Source organism: Candidatus Aminicenantes bacterium (assembly GCA_026393795.1).
Classification (GTDB): domain Bacteria; phylum Acidobacteriota; class Aminicenantia; order UBA2199; family UBA2199; genus UBA2199.
Genome location: JAPKZL010000066.1, coordinates 1 through 18,359, shown reverse-complemented (window position 1 = coordinate 18,359; position 18,359 = coordinate 1). Strand labels below are relative to the sequence as shown.

20 protein-coding genes are annotated in these 18,359 nt (G+C 56.6%); 10 read left to right on the top strand and 10 right to left on the bottom strand.

The genetic code is table 11. The features are described from left to right. The 5 genes from NTW95_03205 to NTW95_03185 all read right to left on the bottom strand — a co-directional run. Window positions 1–276, bottom strand: a 276-nt coding sequence (locus tag NTW95_03205; protein MCX6556428.1) for a hypothetical protein, incomplete at its 3' end; no start/stop codon positions are given. 177 nt (window positions 277–453) lie between these two features. Then, window positions 454–1,194, bottom strand: coding sequence for a PHP domain-containing protein (locus NTW95_03200; GenBank protein ID MCX6556427.1), 741 nt, complete (start codon window positions 1,192–1,194; stop codon window positions 454–456). A gap of 9 nt (window positions 1,195–1,203) precedes the next feature. Further along, window positions 1,204–2,919 (bottom strand): hypothetical protein, encoded by a 1,716-nt coding sequence (locus tag NTW95_03195; GenBank protein MCX6556426.1) that lies wholly within the window; start codon window positions 2,917–2,919, stop codon window positions 1,204–1,206. Between the two features lie 64 nt (window positions 2,920–2,983). Next, a complete protein-coding gene (locus NTW95_03190; protein MCX6556425.1) occupies window positions 2,984–4,444 on the bottom strand; it encodes a radical SAM protein in 1,461 nt (486 codons plus the stop codon). A 74-nt stretch (window positions 4,445–4,518) separates the two neighbouring features. Then, window positions 4,519–5,493 (bottom strand): SPASM domain-containing protein, encoded by a 975-nt coding sequence (locus NTW95_03185; GenBank protein MCX6556424.1) that lies wholly within the window; start codon window positions 5,491–5,493, stop codon window positions 4,519–4,521. Window positions 5,494–5,588: 95 nt separating this feature from the next. Here NTW95_03185 and NTW95_03180 point away from each other — a divergent pair, with 95 nt between their 5' ends. The 9 genes from NTW95_03180 (at window position 5,589) to NTW95_03140 (ending at window position 13,651) form a co-directional block, all read left to right on the top strand. After that, a complete protein-coding gene (locus NTW95_03180; GenBank protein MCX6556423.1) occupies window positions 5,589–6,422 on the top strand; it encodes a methyltransferase domain-containing protein in 834 nt (277 codons plus the stop codon). A 32-nt stretch (window positions 6,423–6,454) separates the two neighbouring features. Then, the gene (locus tag NTW95_03175) at window positions 6,455–6,928 is read left to right on the top strand and encodes an NfeD family protein (protein MCX6556422.1); all 474 of its coding nucleotides are present in this window, start codon (window positions 6,455–6,457) and stop codon (window positions 6,926–6,928) included. Window position 6,929: 1 nt separating this feature from the next. Then, window positions 6,930–7,865 carry a paraslipin gene (locus tag NTW95_03170; protein MCX6556421.1) on the top strand — a complete coding sequence of 312 codons (936 nt, stop codon included), beginning with the start codon at window positions 6,930–6,932 and terminating at the stop codon, window positions 7,863–7,865. Window positions 7,866–7,921: 56 nt separating this feature from the next. Continuing rightward, window positions 7,922–8,944, top strand: coding sequence for a tRNA preQ1(34) S-adenosylmethionine ribosyltransferase-isomerase QueA (gene queA, locus NTW95_03165; GenBank protein ID MCX6556420.1), 1,023 nt, complete (start codon window positions 7,922–7,924; stop codon window positions 8,942–8,944). A gap of 442 nt (window positions 8,945–9,386) precedes the next feature. After that, on the top strand, window positions 9,387–10,637 hold the full coding sequence (locus tag NTW95_03160) for an aldo/keto reductase (GenBank protein ID MCX6556419.1): 1,251 nt from the start codon (window positions 9,387–9,389) through the stop codon (window positions 10,635–10,637). Between the two features lie 66 nt (window positions 10,638–10,703). After that, window positions 10,704–11,585, top strand: a complete 882-nt coding sequence (locus tag NTW95_03155) for a phosphoribosylaminoimidazolesuccinocarboxamide synthase (protein ID MCX6556418.1) — start codon at window positions 10,704–10,706, stop codon at window positions 11,583–11,585. Next, entirely contained in the window at window positions 11,582–11,821 is a 240-nt protein-coding gene (locus NTW95_03150; protein ID MCX6556417.1) for a hypothetical protein, read from the top strand. The genes NTW95_03155 and NTW95_03150 overlap by 4 nt, the downstream gene beginning before the upstream one ends. Further along, window positions 11,781–12,056, top strand: coding sequence for a hypothetical protein (locus NTW95_03145; protein MCX6556416.1), 276 nt, complete (start codon window positions 11,781–11,783; stop codon window positions 12,054–12,056). Before NTW95_03150 ends, NTW95_03145 begins: the two co-directional genes overlap by 41 nt. Before the next feature lie 77 nt (window positions 12,057–12,133). Continuing rightward, window positions 12,134–13,651: an AMP-binding protein gene (locus tag NTW95_03140; protein MCX6556415.1), complete on the top strand. Its 1,518-nt coding sequence runs from the start codon at window positions 12,134–12,136 to the stop codon at window positions 13,649–13,651. 38 nt (window positions 13,652–13,689) lie between these two features. Here the strand turns inward: NTW95_03140 and NTW95_03135 are convergent, their stop codons facing one another. The 4 genes from NTW95_03135 to NTW95_03120 form a co-directional block, all read right to left on the bottom strand. Then, entirely contained in the window at window positions 13,690–14,448 is a 759-nt protein-coding gene (locus tag NTW95_03135) for an undecaprenyl-diphosphate phosphatase (protein ID MCX6556414.1), read from the bottom strand. A gap of 1 nt (window position 14,449) precedes the next feature. Continuing rightward, complete coding sequence (locus tag NTW95_03130; protein ID MCX6556413.1) at window positions 14,450–15,814, bottom strand: phosphomannomutase/phosphoglucomutase; 1,365 nt, start codon at window positions 15,812–15,814, stop codon at window positions 14,450–14,452. Window positions 15,815–16,155: 341 nt separating this feature from the next. Then, window positions 16,156–16,449, bottom strand: a complete 294-nt coding sequence (locus NTW95_03125; protein ID MCX6556412.1) for a type II toxin-antitoxin system RelE/ParE family toxin — start codon at window positions 16,447–16,449, stop codon at window positions 16,156–16,158. Next, the gene (locus tag NTW95_03120; GenBank protein MCX6556411.1) at window positions 16,446–16,658 is read right to left on the bottom strand and encodes an addiction module protein; all 213 of its coding nucleotides are present in this window, start codon (window positions 16,656–16,658) and stop codon (window positions 16,446–16,448) included. Before NTW95_03120 ends, NTW95_03125 begins: the two co-directional genes overlap by 4 nt. Window positions 16,659–16,827: 169 nt before the next feature. Between NTW95_03120 and NTW95_03115 the strand changes: the two genes are divergently transcribed. After that, window positions 16,828–17,067, top strand: coding sequence for a DUF6429 family protein (locus NTW95_03115; protein ID MCX6556410.1), 240 nt, complete (start codon window positions 16,828–16,830; stop codon window positions 17,065–17,067). A gap of 22 nt (window positions 17,068–17,089) precedes the next feature. On the opposite strand, the gene NTW95_03110 is transcribed toward NTW95_03115, so the two are convergent. Next, entirely contained in the window at window positions 17,090–17,977 is an 888-nt protein-coding gene (locus NTW95_03110; protein MCX6556409.1) for a Fic family protein, read from the bottom strand. Window positions 17,978–18,359: the final 382 nt, after the last annotated feature.

The following is an 18,359-nucleotide window of genomic DNA, read 5'->3' as shown; positions in this document are numbered from 1 at the left end:
TTCATCAGCCAACTTTTCAAAAAATAAAATAAAATCTCCTTTTCGCTTGTGAGCTGCAACCATGCCATATTCCCCGGCTTGAAGTTCAGCCTGCCGTCTCGCCTGGATTGTTTTTGCAAGGGCCAGGGTTTCATCGTTCTGTGCCTTTCGATCCCGGCCAGGGTAGAGGTAGAGCTTCAAGGGTTCGATCCGCCACTTGCGCCCCTGTGATTCCCAGATTGCCAAGTTAAGCGCCGTCTTTTTTTTGCCTTTCCGTTCCCTCAGTTTAACTTCCATATTTGCCCCCTGTATGAGATATAACATAAATGTAACGCAAATGCAACGCAAAATGCATAAAAAGAGTAAATTTAACAAATACTAAAAAAGGGGGGATTGTCTGAAAACCTAATAGGGGAGAGTGTTTGAACCTTGTTTGGTTGATTTAATTTGTGTTAAGTTAAGGTATAGCAATCTTCAACCATGGGGATACTGGATGCGGAAGGCGCCGCGCCGGGCGGCTTCGATCAGGGCGGGCAGGGAACGGTCGACGGCGTCATAAACGGTGTAGGCGCGGCCGATATCCTTGAGGAAGTGGGCGTCGGAATTGCTGATCAGACGGAAACCGGCCAGGTCCGGGTACATGCGCAGCACCGCCTCGCTCCGGGCCGCGTAGGAGATCTCCAGCAGCGAACCGGCCAGTTCGCCCGGGACCAGCCCCAGGTTGACCAGCAGCCCGAAGGGAGCGCTCTCGACATGGGCGGGGATGGCGAAGCCCTGATAGCGGCGTACCAGGTCGAGCAGCTCCGGGATGGATGCATCCAGGGCGTTGAGCAGCAGCCTCGGCTCGTGGCGGACGATATTGTCCCCGCCGTCGACGACCACCTGGTCGCCGAAAAAGTCGGGGTCGTTCTTCACGTCGGGGAGCAGCTCGTACACGCGCTCGTTGAAACTCTCGGCCGGGCGGCGTTCCTGAAAGAGGCACAGGATGTGGACGTCCTCCCGGGTCTGCGCCTCCATGCCGAAGAAGACCTTCACCCCGTTTTTTTCACCGAGTTCCGCCGCCGTGAAACCGTTTTCGACGCTGTTGTGGTCGGTGACGGCGATCGCATCCAGGCGCAGCTCGCGGGCGCGGCGGACGATGGCGGCCGGGGACATTTCCAGCGACGAACAGGGGGATAGGGTGGAGTGCAGGTGAAGGTCGGCTGCTATTTTCATGGCGTGGCTTCAATAACCGGGTTCGATGTGAGCCTGTACGCCCAGCCAGCGCTGGTCGCTGGAGCCGGCATCGGCCAGGTAGGGGCAGTAGGAGCGGCTGCTCTTGATCTTGAAGTGGTACAGGTAGCGGTCGTCGAAGCGCAGGCCGGGGATGTGGCTGAAGGTCACCTCGCGCGAACCGCCGGCAGCGATGAACACCCTTTGGACCTTGTGCTCGGCCTGGAGGCGCACCTGGTTATCGAGCGGGATATTTTTCAGCTGCACCAGGAAGGTCTGGACCTGCCGCGGCGCCAGCAGAAACAATTCGTGCTCCTGGTCGGAATAGGTCCAGAAGCACTCGTCCTCCATGGGGTGGAAATTGTCGTTGAGAAAGAACAGGGTGTACTTGTCGTTGACCTGCTTGTTGAAGGCGCGCGGGTTGGTGTTGCTGGGCAGGGTGGCATACTGGGTTTTTTCGGGGGGGAAGAACTTGACCGGAAAGGAGATGCCGGGAAAGCGCGGCGACCCGGAATGGTACATGGGGTCCATGAAGACCGGAGCCAGAAAAACCGCGGCAACGAAAAGCGGCAGCAGCGCAAAGCGGCCGTCGCGGCCGCGAAAGCCGAGAAAGAAGAACAGGGGAAAAACGTTGAAAAAATAGCGGTTGCCCAGGGATCCGCCGCCGCCGAAATAGTTGTCGGGGGTGATCAGGATGTAGAACAGGATGGCGGCGCCGATAGCGGCCAGTACGAACCAATCCTCCGGCCTTTTCTTCTGGAAGAAGAAGAACAGCAGTAGGAACAGGGCCGAGGGAAAATAGACGAGCATGCCGGTGAAGCGGCCGAACAAATAGTAAAACAGGTTGTGGACGACGATGGCCGGGCTGAGGAAGAAGCGGTTCCAGTAATTGTCGCTGCTCATCGGCACGCCGCCGCCGGCGAAAGTGAAGTCGGAGCGCTCGAAGGGGAAATTGCCGTAAAAGGATCTCCTCTCCCCGCCCTGGTAATTGAAAGACCCGGTCTGGGCGTGGCTGAAATAGAGGAGGCCGCTTAAGACCAACAGGCAGGCCAGCGCGGTCAGCAGGAATTTTTTCCAGTTTTTTTGATAGAGGAGCAGCAGGAAGAGGATGCCGACATGGAGGATGTTGTTGGGCTTGGAAAACACGGCCAGGGCTAAAAAGATTCCGGCCAGACCGTTCCAGGCCGGCTTTTTAAAATTGTAGAAGAAGAAAAAAAGGCCGCTGAAATTGACGAAAAAATTGAACAGGTCGGCGGTGATCCACCAGATGTAGATGAAAGCGACGCTGGCAAAGAGGTAGATGAGGGTCCAGGCGAGGCTTTTGCCGGGGGGATGATGCTGGCGCAGCAGCAGGAAGCCCATGAGCAAGACGAAAAATATCATCAGGCCGTTGGCCAGAAGAATGCCGTGGGTTCCGAACAGCCTGAAAAACGGCGCCGCGGCCAGCGGGTAGACGAAGGACTTGGCGTAATAAAGCCGGCCGTCGGGCCCCTTTTTTAAAAATACGCCCATGGGGCCGGTCCAGAAGATCTGGCGGATGCGGACGATGTCGGCGCGGCTGTATTCCAGGTCGTGGTCGAAGGCCAGGCTCTGGATAATGGAAAAATAGGTCGATTCGTCAGAGAAAAAGCCGCCTCGTTTGGTTTTCGCCATATCGCTGGCGAATGAGAAAAAGATGACGGCCAGCAGGAACAGGATAAAAAAAGTTTTGATCGATTTCGCTGTCATTTTGCGGATCCATTATAGCAGAATCGCGTTGAAAAAAAAACGGGGCGCGACTTCCGTTGCCGCGCTAGCGGCGCCGCACCTTGACTTTGAAATAAGCCCAAACGATGCTCAGGTACTTGCCCAGGTCACGCAACGAACGGATCGACCCGAGCACGGCGGGGATTTTTTTCCAGAGGGAAATTTTCTTGGCGCCGCTCGACCAGGTGAGGATCAGCTCGCCGATCTGGGCCCAGGTGAATTGCTCCCTGAACAGCGGCACGTCGCCCTGGGCGGCCGGCAGGGTCTCCACCCGGCGGTCGTGCCGGGTCCAGGAGAAGTCGGCCGGGAGCAGTTTCTTTTCCCTGGCGTAGGCCTCCAGCTCGGTGCCGGGATAGATGTGCAGGATGGAAACGGTGATGTCGGCCTTGCCCCTGATCCGGTCGATGAATTTCAGGCTCTCCTGGGCCTCGGCCCAGGTCTCGGTGGGGTGGGAGAATATGAAAAAGGCGGTGGCCTTGATGCCGAGCTGCTGCGCCCACTCCACCGCCTGGAAGACCTGGGCGTCGCTGATGTTCTTGTGGATGATGTCCCGGCGCACCCGCTCCGAACCGGCCTCGACGCCGAAGGAGATGTACTGCACGCCGGCGTCGCGCATCAGCGCCAGCAGGTCGTACGAGAGGATGTCGATGCGCAGTTCGGCCACGAAGCGGATGCCCATCTTTTCGCTGACGATCAGGCGGCAGAGCTCCTCGGTGCGCTTGACGTTGTAGTTGAAGGTGTCGTCGAAAAACCACAGCACCTCGGCGCCGAAGCGCTCGCGGTTCCAGCGGATCTCCTCGACCACCCGTCGTGGCGAATAGCCGCGCACCTGGCGGCCCCAGGTGAAGGGGGTGGGGCAGAAATTGCAGTGGAAGGGGCAGCCGCGCGAACTGATGATGTTGGTCGCCCGCAGTAGCCGGCCGTCCACCGGCCAGAGGAAATCGTACTTGTCCATCGGGATGAGATGCTTGGCCGGGAAGGGGAGGGGGTCAAGATCCTCGATCATCGGCCGCGCCCCGGTGAAGAAGGCCCGGCCGTCGCGGCGGAAGATGATCCCCTTGATCTTGGCCAGCTCGCGCTCGTTTGCCCCGGCATCATACCAGGCGGCAATTTCCAAGATGGTGCGCTCGCCTTCGCCGACCACGGCCAGATCGATGGCCGGGATGTGAGCGACCATGTCCATGCCGGCCATGGTGGCGTGGGGGCCGCCGACTGTCAGAAGTTTTTGCGGAAATTCGGCCTTGATCGTCCGCAGCAGGTTGAAGATCTCGAAGCGGTTCTCGGTGGTGATCGACATGCCGATCACATCGGCGTCGTATGCGCGGATCGCCTGCAGGATGCTATTCGGCTTCAGCTTCAGCACGTCGGAGGCCGTGACCCGAACCGGCAGGTTGTTCTTTTCCAACACGGCGGCGATGAACAATATCCCCAGCGGCGGCATGGTGTTGTGCTCCTGCCAACGCTGGGCGATGTAGCCGCTGGGCGGGATGATCAAATGAGTTTTCACCTGGAATCCTTTTGTCGAAACGCCATTATAGCAGATATGCCGCGGTTATTGAAGACCCGAATGCGCGGACGTCTTTACGGCATGCGCTTGAAGATCATCCGTTTTAGGTATTCGCGCGGGATGCCGGCCACAGTGCTGCGGCCGATGCGGTCGCAAATCCGGCAGGCGGCGAACGGCGAGATGTCGGCAACGGCGAAGGCCCGGCGCAATTCCTGCATGGGAAGGTCGTTCCATATCTCAAGGAGTTGTTTGTCATGAGCGTTTCCCAGCCGCTGGCGGCCGAAGAAATCCTGGGCGCAGGCGGCCACGTCGCCGTTGAAAAAGACCACCAGGGCGTTCCAGGGAAAAGTGCAGGCGGAAAATTTCCCGGCCGCGTCAGCGCCGCCAAAATGGCCGGCCCAATTGTGCGTTTTCTTGAAGACCACTTCATCCAGCCCAAGTTTTTTAAAGCGATGGACAAATTCATTTTGTTTTTTCCCCTCGATCCGAGAAGGGGAGATGCGCATCATCTCGATCGCCAAATGCGGGGTTTTCATTCGCATTTGCCGCCGCCGCTGCAAAAAGCCGCTGATATTTTCCGTAACCTGTTCAAAACTGGCGCCAACGCGGTTTTTCTCGTATGATGCGGCGCTGAAGCCGTCGAAAGAGATCGACAGGCGCTGCAGCCCAGAAGCCAGGACCGCCTCGGCCACCTCGCCCCTGAGCAGGGTGCCGTTGGTATGCAATTTGCTGAAAACTCCCTGGGTTGCGGCATATTTGATGAAACGGCCGGCTTCCGGATGCAGCAGCGATTCACCGCGGTGGTGGAGGTTGATCTCGATGGCGAATTCCCGCCCCTGATCAATGACCTTTTTGAACAACGGCCAGGCCATGTCGCCCTTGTCCGCAGCGGGCAGGTCCCGGTTCGGGCAGACGGGGCAGCGCAGGTTGCAGCGCGAGCTCAGCTCGACCCACAGGCGCAGCGGCGGTGGCGCCACGATGATATCGCGGCGGCGGTAGCTGCGGTACAGGGCGAGCAGGCGCCGGTAGTAATTTGTTTTTCCGCTCATGCCGTGCCCGATTGTAGGCGAATCCCGGCTGGCCGTCAATAGCGCCGCCTGCGGCGTGGTTGACAAATGTCCGGCTGGATAATAGAATTGCGGCCATGATGAAACAAGCCAAGCGCCCCTGGCAGCTGCAGATGTACGACCGCTCGCTGAAAAAGAAAATGAAGGTCAGGGCCCTGAAAAAATTCCTGGGCGAGGAAACGGAGCGAAAGTGCCTGCTGATCACCTGCGGCGACAACAACGGCGCCATCAATTACCACCTCGGCCGTCTGGGCGGCGAATGGGCCTGGGCCGAGTTCGAAAACGATACCCGGGCCGGCATGCAAAAGCTGCTCAACGCCCCGGTGCATCTGCTGGACAAGGCGGCCTGCCGGCTGCCGTTTGCCGACGCTTCTTTTGACCTGCTGGTGTGCATCGACGTGCACGAGCACCTGCAGCAGCCCGAGCTCCTGGCCGCCGAGTCGTTCCGGGTGCTGAAGCCGGGCGGCCGCGCTGTGGTCACCACCCCCAACGGCAACGAGCGCAAGCTGGTGGTGCGCCTGAAGCGCTGGTCGGGTATGAACAACCTGGAGTACGGCCACGTGCGCACCGGCTTCGACATTCCCGACCTGGAGGAACTCCTGAGCGCCTCCGGGCTCCGCCCCGTCCGCTCAGGCTCGTACGCGAAGTTCTTCACCGAATTCCTGGAATTGCTGCTGAATTGGACCTATGTCAAGGTTCTCGACCGCAAACGCCATTCCCCGGGCAAAGGCATTGCCCCCAGCAGCCTGAAAAAGCTCAAGGCGGTGAAAAAAAGTTACCGCCTGTACGCATTCCTTTATCCTTTCTTCTGGCTGTTCTCGCGGCTGGACGGCCTGCTGTTTTTCAGCCGCGGCTATGCCGTCATCGTCGAAGCTTGCAAACCGTCTTCGCCGGGACCGGGCCGCAATTGACTTTTCGCCGGGTTTTTACTATATAAGGAAGCATGAAACTAATAGGCGTCGAATTCAGCATCGGTTTTTTGTGGACGCTGGCCGGCATCCTGCTGATCTTTGTCGAACTCTTCTATCCGCATTTCGTGCTGGCCTTTTTCGGCGGCGGGGCGCTGGTCACCGCCCTGGCTACGGCCCTGGGGCTGACCACAGGGCTGGCCGCCCAGCTGGCGGTCTTCATCGTCTCCTCGCTGCTGCTGCTGTTTTTGCTGCGCCGCTACTTGAAAAAGACCCTGACCGGCAACATGAAGGACATTGATGACGCCCAGCTGTTCGACCTGGAAGTCGGCAAGATCGTCCTGGTCGTCAACGCCATCGATCCCGGAAAAGGCAACGGCAAGGTCAAGTACCACGGCACCAACTGGGACGCCATGGCCAACGAATTCATCGCCGCCGGGGAAAGCGTGCGCGTCACCGGCCGCAGCAACTTGACACTGCAGGTTGAAAAAATCAAGAAGGAGCTCTGAAATGAATCCAACCGTCATCGTCCTGGCCGTCCTGGCCTTTTTTATTTTCATCACTATTCTCAGAACCGCCATCGTCGTGCCCAACCAGGTGGTCTACGTCATCGAGCGCCTGGGCAAGTATTCGCGCACCCTGGGCGCCGGCTTCCACATCCTGGTCCCGTTCATCGACCGCGTGGCCTACCGGCACATTTTGAAGGAGCAGGCCGTGGACGTGCCGCCGCAGAACTGCATCACCAAGGACAACATCTCGGTGGAGATCGACGGCATCCTCTACATGCGGGTCATCGACCCGGTCAAGGCCAGCTACGGCATCATGGACTACCGCTTCGCCATCATCCAGCTGGCGCAGACGACCATGCGCTCCGAGATCGGCAAGATCGAGCTGGACCGCACCTTCGAATCGCGCGAGAACGTCAACGTCTCCATCGTCAACTCCATCGACGAGGCATCGGCGCCCTGGGGCATCAAGCTGACCCGCTACGAGATCAAGAACATCGAGCCGCCGCAGACCATCCGCGAGGCCATGGAAAAACAGATGCGGGCCGAGCGCGTCAAGCTCGAGCAGATCGCCCTTTCCGAGGGCGACAAACAGGCCAAGATCAACCGCGCCGAGGGCGACAAGCAGGAGGCGATCAAGAAATCGGAGGGCGAGCGCATCCGCATGGAGAACGAGGCGCTGGGAAAAGCGGCGGCCATCTTCGAGGTGGCCAAGGCCACGGCGCAGGGGATCGTCGAGATTGGCAAGGCCATCAATCAGCCCGGCGGCAAGGACGCCGTCTCGCTGCGCATCGCCACCGACTGGATCCAGTCTTTCGCCAGCCTGGCCAAGACGACCAACTCGATGATCGTGCCCACCAACGTCGCCGACCTGGCCAGCGTCACCGGCATCCTCAAGCACGCCTACGATTTTACGGCCGGTAAAGGAAAACAGGAATAATACCTTTTGATTTGGGGGCGAGGGCAAGCCTCGCCCCTACATAAAAATTATCTTTCATGAAATTGTCCGAATTCAATTTTGACCTGCCGCCGGAACTGATCGCCCGTTTCCCGGCCGAGCGCCGCGATCGATCCAGATTGATGGTGGTCAAGCGGGGCAACGGCGCGATCGGCCATTATCATTTTTCCGATCTTCCGGAACTGCTGGCCGCTGATGATTTCCTGGTCATGAACAATTCGCGCGTGCGGCCGGCCCGCCTCTTTGGAAAGATCAACGGCAGGGCGGCGGAGATGCTGATCGTCAGGAACCTGGGCGCAAAAAAGATGGAAGTCCTCTGCCAGCCGGCCGCCCATTTTCGGTCGGGCGCTGTTTTTATCGGCGAAGACGGGCTGCGGGCCGACGTCCTGGCCGCGGGCGAACGCGGCCGGCGGGTGCTGCGGTTCGATCGCGACTACGAGCAGGTCCTCGACCACGGCTACGCGCCGCTGCCGCCCTATATCAAGCGCAAGGCAGGGGAGGCCGCCCGGCACCGTTGTTTCGACCTGGAGCGCTACCAGACCGTCTACGCGAAAGACCCCGGCTCCATCGCCGCGCCGACGGCCGGGCTACATTTCACCCCCGAGCTGCTGGCGGCCGTGCGCGCCAAGCACCCGCTTTTAGAGATCACCCTGGAGGTGGGCGAGGCCACCTTCCAGAAGATCGAGGTCGAGGACATCGGCCGCCACCGCATGGGCAGCGAGAGGATCGTCATTCCGGCCGAAACGGCCGGCCACATCCGCGAGCTGAAAGAACGCGGCCAGAAGCTCCTCGCCGTGGGCACCACATCCGTGCGCTCATTGGAAAGCTTCGCCCTGCTCCCCGATGCGCCGGCCGAGTTCAGCACCGACATTTTCATCAGCCCCGGTTTTCGCTTCCAAATGATCGACAAGCTGCTCACCAATTTCCATTTGCCGAAGTCCTCGCTTTTTATTCTGGTATCTGCCTTCGCCGGTCTCGACCTAATGAAGAAAGCCTACGCCCGGGCCGTCGAAAACGACTACCGCTTCTTCTCCTACGGCGACGCGATGCTGATCATATAGAAATGAACTATGTCTATTTATTTTATTATATAGATCCCCCCAGCATCCCCCCTTCAGCAAAGGGGGAGATGTAGGGGCGTTCCGGCAGCACAAACTATCCACCGACTTTGGTGGATTTGATTTGTCTGCCTCCGAAGGAGGTGGAACGCCCTGTCTACGATTGCCCGATGAGCAGGGCGACCCGCCGGGTCGCCCCTACGAACTCCCCCCCTTACCCCAAGGGGGGTGTCCCGAAGGGACGGGGGGATTCATGGCATGTTTTATTTCTTAGTGAAACAACGATTGAAGTTGATATCATGCTTGTCAACGAAAAAAAATCTTGAAAGGAATGGCACCGGACGCACAACCGGCGGTTGCAATTTCATCCGATTTTTCTTAAAATCCGGTCATGCGAAAAAATTTATTTCCTGTCAGTCAATACGGATAGCCCCAAGGAGGATCCATGAGCAAGCCATCGGCCATCAATCGCCGGAAATTCATCTCCCGTTCCGTCAGCGCCGCGGTGGGAGCGGGGGTGGCCGGATTCGGCGGGACCGCCGCCGCCCAGACCGCCCCCCCGGCCGCCCCGGCCCCGGCGGAAAGCAAGATCCGCGGCTTCCGCACTCTGGGCCGGACCGGGTTCAGGGTCTCGGACATCTCCACCGGCTTCTGCAACAACAGCGCGGTGCTGAAGGCCATATTCGCCGCCGGCGTCAACTACGTCGACACCGCCGAGAGCTACGGCAATCAGCGGGCCATCGGCCAGGCGCTGCCGGGCCTGGACCGCAAGTCGCTCTTCATCACCTCAAAACTGGAGATCGAAACGGACGCGAGCAAGGAAAACTTCCTCAGGCGTTTTGCCAAGTGCCTGGAGGAACTGCAGACCGACTACATCGACTGCTTGATGATGCACATGCCGGAGCGGGCCGAGCTGCTGGCCACCCCGGGCTTTCACCAGGCCATGGAGCAGCTGAAGAAGGAGGGAAAACTCCGCTTCTGCGGCGTCTCGCACCACGGCCCCAACTGGTTCCGGGCCCCGGAAGAGAGCATGGAAAAAGTACTGCTGGCCGCCGCCGCCGACGGCCGCTTCGACGTCTTCCTGATGGCCTACAACTTCCTGCAGCGCGAGGCCGGCCAAAAAGTCCTGGAGGCCTGCGCTGCCAAGAAGATCGGCGTCACGCTGATGAAGGTCAATCCGGCCGGGAAGTACCAGGGGCTGAAGGACCGGGTGGAGGCATTGAAGAAGGAGGGCAAGGAGGTCGATCCACTCTACATCGAGGGGCGCTCTACTGCCGACACGCCTGCGGGGAGTGCGAGCCGAGCTGCCCGCACGGGGTTCCGGTCAACACCATCATGCGTTTTCACCACTACTTCTCCGCCCAGGGCCGGGAGAAGTGGGCCATGGCCCAGTACGCCAAGCTCACGTCGGCCAAGGCCGACGCCTGCCGCCACTGCCCCGGCCTTTGCGAGCGGGCCTGCCCGCACCACGTCCCGGTCCAGGGAATGCTGGCGCTGGCCCACCACCGGCTGTCGCTCTCCTGAATCCATGGCGACGGTGCGTGTGAACAAAACAACTGGGATCAGGTCTAAACAAATGGGGACGGTAGGCTCATTCTTGTATTTGTCAGCGCTGGAGTCAAGTTTACAAGTTTTAACCTTTTTCAACAAATTTAAAATTATTTTTGCAATTGCAAAAAAATATTTTGATAATTGACAAACCCAAAAAGATTAAATAAAATACAGCTTTTCAATTCACGATGAAGGTATGAGGAGAGGGCAATTGAACTCGTTCGGCAAAGCAGAATTGCCGTTCAAATTATTCAAAAAGGGCAAGGTCCGCGACGTGTTCGAGGTCGACGGCAGGCTGCTGATCGTCTCCAGCGACCGCATTTCGGCCTTTGACTACGTGCTGCCCTCGCTGATCCCGGGCAAGGGTCAGGTGTTGAACCGCATCGCCGCCTTCTGGTTCGAGCGGACGAAGAACCTGATTCCCAACCACGTGCTCAGCGCCGAGCCGGAAACCAGCCCTGAGTTCAAGCCCTATTTCAAGAAGCTCGAGAAGCGGGCCCTGCTGGCCAAAAAGCTGACGGCGCTGCCGTTGGAAGCGATCATCCGCGGCTACGTGGTGGGGTCGGGCTGGCAGTCGTACCAGAAAAGCGGCGAGATCTGCGGCATCAAGCTGCCCAAAGGCTTGAAGTTCGCCGACAGTTTGCCCGAACCGATCTTCACGCCGACGAGCAAAGCCGAGACCGGCCATGACGAGAACATGAGCTTCGGCCAGCTGGCCGACCTGCTGGGCCGTGAAACCGCGCAACAGGTTCAATCCCTTTCGCAGAAGTTATTCGCCGCGGCCAGCGCCTACGCGGTTGAAAGGGGGATCATCATTGCCGACTCCAAGTTCGAGTTCGGCCGGGATGAAAAGGGTGCCGTCGTCCTGATCGACGAGATTTTCACCCCCGATTCCTCGCGCTTCTGGAAGCTGGCGGAGTACCGGCCCGGGCAGGAACAGCCTTCCTACGACAAGCAGCTGGTGCGCAACCATTTGCTCGGTTCGTCCTGGGACCGGAAATCGCCGCCGCCCGAGCTTCCGGCGGAAGTGGTCAACCGGACTCGCGATACCTACCTGGAAATTTACCGCATCCTGACCGGGGAGGAATTGTGAGCAGCGCCCTGAACATCATCGACCTGCTGTTCATCGCCATCTTCTTTTTCTCGATCCTCTTCGGGCTGATCCGCGGCCTGGTGCGCGAATTGCTGCGGAAGTCGCAGTTGGCGCCGTATTTGGTCAGCGTCATGAAGACGGGGATCCAGCTGCTGCCCCCGGCCTGGCGCGACAAGCTGAAATCGATCAAACTCCATGACTACCAAAAAGATAACCGAGATCGCCGAACAATTTGAAGCCCTGACCATCAAGAATCAGATGAAGATTCTGGCCGGCAAGGCGGTCAACTCGCGCTACCTTTTTTATAAGGAGATCACCGAGGAGTTCGAAAAGACCCTGATGCAGGCGCTGCTTGAAAAATACGACTACAATGTCCTGAAGATGTCGCTGAGCATCAAGCTGCACCGCAACTCGATCGCCAAGAAGATGAAAAAGATGAAGATCAAGGACAAGAAGGTCAAGACGAAATAAATCGCGCCGCTTGCTTTCAAAAAAATTCCGACTGTGTTATAAGGGTTCGTTAAATCCCTAAATTCCGGAGGTGGCCCATGCTTTTGCACCAGGAGTTCGTCAAGATCGCCAAACAATATCCGGACAAGCTGGCCATTATCGACCGTTTCACCGAGAAGAACGTGCCTTATTCCAAGGCCCTGATCGCCACGCTGATCCTGGCCAACCGCTTCCGCAAGTATCATGACGGCTTCATCGGCATCATGATCCCGACCTCGGCCGGCTGCATGCTCTCGGTGCTCGGCGTGCTCTGCGCCGGCAAGGTGCCGGTGATGATCAACTATTCGACCGGCGCCGCCAGCAACGCCGAGTATGCCCAGAAGAAATGCGGCTTCAAGACCATCATCGCCTCCAAGGGGTTGTTGGAAAAGATCGGCTGCCGCATGGTCTCGGGCATGGTCTTCATCGAGGACATCATGGAGGAGATCGGCGCCGCCGAAAAGGTGAAGGCGCTGCTGAAATCCAAGCTCCCGCTGAACATCCTGCTGCGGGCGATCCATCAGGGCGACGTCGACGACAATCTGGTGATCCTGTTCACCTCGGGGAGCGAGAAGGACCCCAAGGCGGTCCAGCTTACCCACCGCAACATCGGCTCCAACGTGATGGACATCGCCAAGGTCTTGTCCGTGACCAGCGCCGACATCATGCTGGCCAACCTGCCCCTGTTCCACGTCTTTGGCCACACCATCAATTTCTGGCTGCCGCTGCTCTTCGGCATGACCGTCGTTTGCTACGCCAATCCCCTGGAATACAAAAAGGTTTGCTCGATCGTGCGCGAGGAAAAGGTGTCGCTGATGGTCGGCACGCCGAGCTTCTTTTCCGGCTATTTGCGCCAGTCGGAGCCGGGCGATTTCGCCTCGCTGCGCGTCGCCGTGGCCGGGGCCGACAAGACCCCCGACTCGCTGCGCCAGGGTTTTCTCGACAAGCACAATCTGGAGCTCTGCGAGGGCTACGGCACCACCGAGACCAGCCCGGTAGTTTCCACCAACCTGCCCGACGCCAACAAGCCGGGGAGCATCGGCAAGGTGCTGCCGTCGGTGCGGGTGAAGATCGTGGACATCAACAGCGGCGAGACCCTGCCGCCGGGGAGTGAGGGCAAGATACTGGTCAAGGGCGACCTGGTGATGAAGGGCTATTTCGACGACCTCGAGGAGACCTCGCTGCGCATCAAGGACGGCTGGTACGAGACCGGCGACATGGGCCTCCTGGATGAAGAGGGCTACCTGTGGCACCGGGGCCGACTCAAACGCTTTGTCAAGATTGGCGGCGAAATGGTCTCGCTGGTCAAGGTCGAGACCGTCCTGCTGTCGCTGCTGCCTCACGGCGACGACTGCTGCGTGGTCGAAGTCCCCGATTCGCTCAAGGGGGCTCGCATCGTCGCCGCCCTGAACAAGCCGGTCAACGAGAAAAAGCTGCTCAAAGCCATGGCCGAGGAACTGCCCAACATCGCCCTGCCCAAGCAATTCGTCATCCTCGACGAGTTTCCCAAGATGGGCAGCGGCAAGATCGATTTCCGGACCATCACCGAGCTGGTGCGCCAGAAGCTGCAGGAGTGAGTTCCGGTTTAAGCGCAAACCGAGCTCTCAGTCCGGGGTTAAAGGAAAATAAGGACCAGGATCCCTAGCGCCAGCAGATAAACTGAAAAGTTGGCGAATTTTTCCCGCATCAGGATTTTTTTCAATACTCCCAGGGCCAGGTAGCCGAAAAAAACCGCCGCCAGGACGGCCAAGATGAGCAAGGGCCACTGGTTGCCCTGCCTGGGGATCTTGTCCAACTCCAGGAGGGTGGCGCCCAGGATGGCCGGGATGGAGAGCAGGAAGGAGAAGCGGAAGGAGAATTCGAAGCCCAGCCCCAGGATCAGGGCCGCGGCGATGGTCATGCCGGAGCGCGAAACGCCGGGGATGATGGCGATGCCCTGGCAGACGCCGATGATGAAGGCGGCCGGGAAGAGAGCGATGTTCTTCAGGCGCAGGAAGCGGCTGGCCAGGAGAACGCCGGCGGTGAAAAGAAAGCTGAATCCCAGGTAGGCCGTGTTCTTGAAAAGCCCTTCAAAAAAATCCTTGCCCAGAAAACCGATGAGTGCCGTCGGCAGGGAAGCGGTCGCCAGCAGCAGCAGCATGCGGAAATTGTCCTTTTCGTAGAAACGCAGCGCCAGCGGCTTCAGGTCCTTGGCAAAATAAGCGATGACCGCCAGCAGGGTGCCGAGGTGAAAAAAAATGTCGTAGACCAGGGGCAGAGTGGTGAAGTCGAGCAGCTTCTGGAAAACGAGCAGGTGGCCGCTGGAGCTGACCGGGAAAAATTCCGTAACTCCCTGCACCAGGGCCAATAGGACGATCTTGATGGCGTGCAGCACGTCAGCCGCCGATCTGCGCCTGGATGCGGCGGATCACTGCGTCGACCTCAGCCTGGATCTTTTGCAGCTCCGCGGCCGAGTCGGCTTCGTAGCGGACGACCAGGGACGGCTGGGTGTTGGAGGCGCGGACCAGGGCCCAGCCGTGCGGGAACTTGACCCGGGCGCCGTCGATATCGATCACTGGCAGTATTTTTTTATAGTGCTCGCGGATGGCGTCCACGATGTGGAATTTGATATCGTCGCCGGCATCGACGCGGATCTCGGGCGTGTTGAACGTCGCCGGAATGGAATCAAATATTTCGGCCAGCGATTGCGGCGAATTACCCAGGATTTCCAGCAGACGCGCCCCGGCGTAGACGGCGTCGTCGAAGCCGAACCACTTGTCGTTGAAAAACATGTGGCCGCTGACCTCGCCGGCGGCCAGGGCGTTCTCCTCGAAAAGTTTCTTTTTGATCAGCGAATGGCCGGCTTTCCACATAATGGGTACGCCGCCGTATTTTCTGATTTCGGAGTACAGGACTTCTGAAGCTTTCACCTCCGAGATGATCTTGGCGCCAGGATGGTCTTTCAGGATAGCGCGGGCGTAAATAATCAAAAGCTGGTCGCCCCAGAGGATGCGCCCTAACGAGTCGACCACGCCCAGGCGGTCGGCGTCGCCGTCCAAGCCGATGCCCAGATCGGCGCCTTTTTCCTTCACCTTGGCGATGAGGTCCTGCAGGTTCTTGACCACGGTGGGGTCGGGGTGGTGGTTGGGGAAGCGGCCGTCGACGTCGCAGAAGATGGGAATGACTTCGGCGCCCAGGCGGCGGTACAATTCAGGGGCGGTGATGCCGCCGGTGCCGTTGCCGCCGTCGACGACCACGCGGATCTTCTTTTTCAGGGTAATGTTTTTTTCGATGTAAGCCAGGTATTCGGGCAGGATGTCCTTGCTCTTGACCGACCCCTTCTTTTCTTTGGGATAAGGCCCATCGCAGGCCAGGCGGTAGATCTCCTTGATCTGCTCGCCGTACAGCGCCGCCGTGCCGAGCAGGAGCTTGAAGCCGTTGTACTCGGAGGGGTTGTGCGAGGCGGTGATGATGACGGCGCCGTCCATCTTATGCTTGAAGGCGGCGAAATAGACCACCGGCGTGGGCACCAGGCCCAGGTCAGTGACGCGCAGGCCGTAGCGGGCCAGGGTGCGACTGAAAAGGTCCTTGATGCGCACGGAGCTGGGGCGGCCGTCCATGCCCATGGCGATCTCCCTTTTCCCCTCGCGCACGTAGATGGCGGCGGCGGCCATGGCGATGCGCTCGACCACCGCATCCTGCAGCTCGGTCTCGGCCAGGCCGCGGATATCGTATTCCCTGAAAATGGCTTCGTTGATCATTGAAGGTCCTCCTGCAAATGAAGTGCCATTATAGCGCAGAAGCCGGTGTTGGGCAATTGTTCGTTATGCAGCACAAATCATTCCCCGACTTTGGCGAATCTAATTTGTCTACCATTACTATGTTTTCAGCTAATTCTGCTGGCTGCTGAAAACATCAAGTAATGGTATACTTTCACTGAATGATTTCAACAACTTAAAGAATGTTTGAAATCATAGTGAAAGTATGTCCCCCTTGGGGATGCGCAATGCCCGAGAAATAATTAAGAAAAATGGCATTGTTGGGGTAAGGATCGATGATGATTTCTGGAACTTGGAGATCTGACTCCTTAGGCTGTCGAAGATTATTTTATTCTATCAATCCAATAATCCGGTTTTCTATGTAAATGAGCAAATGCGAGTACAACGATAATTTCTTTTTGGACCGAGTAGATGATTTTATAGGGGAATTTGTGGATAAAACAACGGCGGATTTCTTTTCGTTCCGTTGACCAAACTTTCGGATATTGCTGGATGCGCAATAACGCCTGTCTGATTTCATTTTCAAATCTGGCGCCCAAACCGGATTGCTCCAGTTCGTAAAACTCTTGTGCGTTTTCAAATTCCAGGCGGGCGATTTGCAGGATTTCAATTTTCATGAATGCTTTGGAAACATTGCCTCAAAAGAAACAGTTTTTAATTTCCCGACTTTATAAGCTTTAAGCCGTTTTTCCGCTTCTATTGCCCATGCTTTATCAATTGCCGGATCGGGATTGTCAAGGCTGTTTACGAGAGCTTCAATAACGATGAATCGTTCGGCAGGCTTCAGGTTCAGGGCTTTATTTATGATGGTTTTTGTAGGTGACATTTGATTTTACCTCGACGTAAATTATAACATAAATTAAAATTATTTCGAATGCTGGTAGCGATGGTGATTTCTGGAATCCGGAGGCCAAACACCTATGGCTTCTTTCGCCCTGTTTTATTCTTCAATTTTAAGGTATATGCTACAATAGAACCGCCCCAAGGAGGTTTTCATGAAACTCGATACGGAGAAGATCGATCGGGTTGTTCTGGCCTTGTTGCACCTTGGCCTGCATGACGATTTTCGGGCCTGGAAATCCTTCGATTGGGATGCCATGGATCGACTGCACAAAAAAGGCTTCATTTCCAATCCTGTCGGCAAAACAAAATCGGTTGCCTTTACCGAATCCGGCCTGCGGGAATCGCAACGTCTGCTTGCTGAGTTGTTTGCCGCGGCAGATGGGAAAGAATAGCAAAAACTGTCAATTCAAGACCTCATGCCTTTTTAAAATCTTCAGCAATTTTCCAAACGTCTTTTTCTAAAAAAGCTTCAATGGTTTGCCGGCCGGCTTTATTGATAAGGTTTGAATGAGAAAGTCTATTATTTTTGGCGTATTCGGCCAGAGTAATTATTTTCTTACCTTCCAAATACGCCAATCGTTTGTGATAACTGTTGCTAAGCGCCCTGCCGACTATTTCCTCCATTATTTTCGTTGCGCCCTTTCCATCAAATTCCATGAATGCCTCGTAATACGTTTTTTGATCAATAAATTTTATATTTATCGGAACAAATCCTTCTCGTATAAGCAGGTAATTATTTATCACTCTGCCGATACGGCCATTGCCGTCAACAAACGGATGAGTATATTCAAAAGCAAGGTGCAACCTCGCGATGCGTTTTATAATGTTTTCATGGCTTGCGGCATTATATTCCACCAACATCTTTTCAAGCCTCCCGGTGATTTCTTGCGGATTGGGGGCGATCTGATTCGCAACACGGACATACTCATTATCTTTCCTGAACCTTCCGGCAACATCATCGCGGATATTGGCGAGCAGCATTCTATGAAGAGATAAGATTACCGCGAGGGTAAGTTCTTGTTCCTTGGCTCTTTTGTTAATATACGACACAACTCGCGCAAGATTTTTGGTTTCAAAAATTTCTCGTTCGGTTATATATCTATCCAAATCGATTTGAAGAAGTATTTTTTCCGTTTCCTCAAGGGTAAGCGTGCTGTTTTCTATGGCATTTGAGTTATACACCTGTTCAGCAACTTCATTTTCAGCGATAAGTTCAATAAGCGCATCCTGGCCCACAGACGCCTTATAATATCTTGCGCGGAAAGAACTTATTTTGTTAAAAACATTAAGTGTTTTTGCCATATATTGATATTGTATCCTTTTTCACGCTATTGTCAATATAATCGTGAAAAGCAGGCAATAAATGCTACACATTCACGATATTGGCTATAGTGTACTTCTTAAAATTAGTGGTTTTGTTCAAGGGCAAGGCGCAAGGAGGCTTTTTTTTACACGAAAGTCTAAAATCGAGACCAAGCCCCGGAGGCTCCTGGCTTTATAAAACGAATTGCTAAATTTGACGGGCTGTTGCCCAATTATGGTAAATAAAAGCATCGTTAATACGCTGGTCTAAACTGAAGATCAAGGGTGATTAAAGTCACCCGGCACTGATAAATAAAACTCCGACATATTATTCCCCATCGATTCCCTCTGAGTATAATCGTTCCGTCTGTTTTTCTTTCCA

Excerpts from the sequence above, each read along its gene's own strand:
- NTW95_03200 (MCX6556427.1), bottom strand. The coding sequence starts at position 1,194 with ATGAAAATAGCAGCCGACCTTCACCTGCACTCCACCCTATCCCCCTGT.
- NTW95_03195 (MCX6556426.1), bottom strand. The coding sequence starts at position 2,919 with ATGACAGCGAAATCGATCAAAACTTTTTTTATCCTGTTCCTGCTGGCC.
- NTW95_03185 (MCX6556424.1), bottom strand. The coding sequence starts at position 5,493 with ATGAGCGGAAAAACAAATTACTACCGGCGCCTGCTCGCCCTGTACCGC.
- NTW95_03180 (MCX6556423.1), top strand. The coding sequence starts at position 5,589 with ATGATGAAACAAGCCAAGCGCCCCTGGCAGCTGCAGATGTACGACCGC.
- NTW95_03175 (MCX6556422.1), top strand. The coding sequence starts at position 6,455 with ATGAAACTAATAGGCGTCGAATTCAGCATCGGTTTTTTGTGGACGCTG.
- NTW95_03170 (MCX6556421.1), top strand. The coding sequence starts at position 6,930 with ATGAATCCAACCGTCATCGTCCTGGCCGTCCTGGCCTTTTTTATTTTC.
- queA (MCX6556420.1), top strand. The coding sequence starts at position 7,922 with ATGAAATTGTCCGAATTCAATTTTGACCTGCCGCCGGAACTGATCGCC.
- NTW95_03160 (MCX6556419.1), top strand. The coding sequence starts at position 9,387 with ATGAGCAAGCCATCGGCCATCAATCGCCGGAAATTCATCTCCCGTTCC.
- NTW95_03145 (MCX6556416.1), top strand. The coding sequence starts at position 11,781 with ATGACTACCAAAAAGATAACCGAGATCGCCGAACAATTTGAAGCCCTG.
- NTW95_03140 (MCX6556415.1), top strand. The coding sequence starts at position 12,134 with ATGCTTTTGCACCAGGAGTTCGTCAAGATCGCCAAACAATATCCGGAC.
- NTW95_03130 (MCX6556413.1), bottom strand. The coding sequence starts at position 15,814 with ATGATCAACGAAGCCATTTTCAGGGAATACGATATCCGCGGCCTGGCC.
- NTW95_03125 (MCX6556412.1), bottom strand. The coding sequence starts at position 16,449 with ATGAAAATTGAAATCCTGCAAATCGCCCGCCTGGAATTTGAAAACGCA.
- NTW95_03120 (MCX6556411.1), bottom strand. The coding sequence starts at position 16,658 with ATGTCACCTACAAAAACCATCATAAATAAAGCCCTGAACCTGAAGCCT.
- NTW95_03115 (MCX6556410.1), top strand. The coding sequence starts at position 16,828 with ATGAAACTCGATACGGAGAAGATCGATCGGGTTGTTCTGGCCTTGTTG.
- NTW95_03110 (MCX6556409.1), bottom strand. The coding sequence starts at position 17,977 with ATGGCAAAAACACTTAATGTTTTTAACAAAATAAGTTCTTTCCGCGCA.